Here is a 1211-nt window from a genome sequence, read left to right on the forward strand (position 1 = left end):
TTGTAGAGCTCGGGCATGCGCAGCCGGCCGAGCTCGAGGACGTCGCGGAATCCGCGCGTCGTCAGCAGCGCGGTCGTGGCGCCCTTGCCCTCCAGGATCGCGTTGGTTGCCACGGTCGTGGCGTGCACGACCTCCTCGATCTCGGTCGGCTTGCCGCCGATGCGAGCCAGCAACGCAAGCACGCCCTCGACGATGCCGCGGCTGTAGTCGTCGGGCGTCGACGGTCGTTTGAACGAATGGACCGTCTGACCGTTCTCCAGGAAGGTGATATCCGTGAAGGTGCCACCGATATCGGCACCCACTCGAAACGAGCGCGCTGTCATAGGTTGGTCTCCGCTAGGTTTTGGACCGAGATGGGCGCTGCGTGACAACGGACGAGCCGATCGCCGAGGTGAACCTCGGGTGGCTCGCTTTGCGCACAGATCGGAATCCGGTTGCTGCAACGGGGTTCGAAGGGGCAGCCGCCATGGCGGGCCGCTTCGGGCAGTGGCGGTTCGGCCGGGCGATTGCGCCCGGCGAGCCCGCGCGGGATGGCGGCGACCAGGCGCTGCGTATAGGGATGCGCTGGCGCCGCCAGAATCTCTGCGGCAGGACCCATTTCGACGATACGGCCGGCATGCATCACCAGCACGCGGTCGCAGAACGCCCCGACGAGCCCGAGATCGTGGCTGATGATCACCAGCGTCAGGTGCTTGTCGCGATGCAGCTGCTGAAGCAGCGCAATGATCTCGTTCTGCACGGAGACGTCGAGAGCCGATGTCGGCTCGTCGGCGATCAGCACCTCCGGCTTCCTGGCCAGGGCGCGGGCGATCCCGATCCGCTGCTTCTGGCCGCCCGATAGCTGATGCGGCAGCCGACCGAGCAGCTCCGGCCCGAGGCTGACCTGCGCCAGCAGGGCATCGAGCGCTCCCGGCGCGAGCGGCCCGCCGAAGGCTTCGCTCAGGCTGCGCGCGACGGTCTTGCGCGGGTTCAAGGCCGTGTGTGCGCCCTGGAAGACGAACTGCACGCGGTTTCGGAAACGCTGCCAGTCCGCGGCCGCAAAGCTCGCAAGATCGCGTCCTTCGAACGAGACCTGACCGCTGCTCGGACGGTCGAGCCCGACGAGAAGCCGCGCGAGCGTCGACTTGCCGCTGCCGCTTTCGCCGACGATGCCGAGCACGTCGCCGGCCTGGACCTCGAAGCTCGCCCCGAGCAGAGCCGACGTCGTCCTC

At 68.0% G+C, this 1211-nt stretch carries 2 protein-coding genes; both read right to left on the minus strand.

The features are described from left to right. The coding region (locus tag AC1DJT_RS36765; protein WP_476836069.1) for a hydantoinase/oxoprolinase N-terminal domain-containing protein at positions 1–323 on the minus strand (323 nt) is incomplete at its 3' end. Next, on the minus strand, positions 320–1211 hold an 892-nt coding region (locus AC1DJT_RS36770), incomplete at its 5' end, for an ABC transporter ATP-binding protein (RefSeq protein WP_476836070.1). The genes AC1DJT_RS36765 and AC1DJT_RS36770, both read right to left, overlap by 4 nt.

This window comes from Allobosea sp. 05T422_2, assembly GCF_056396265.1.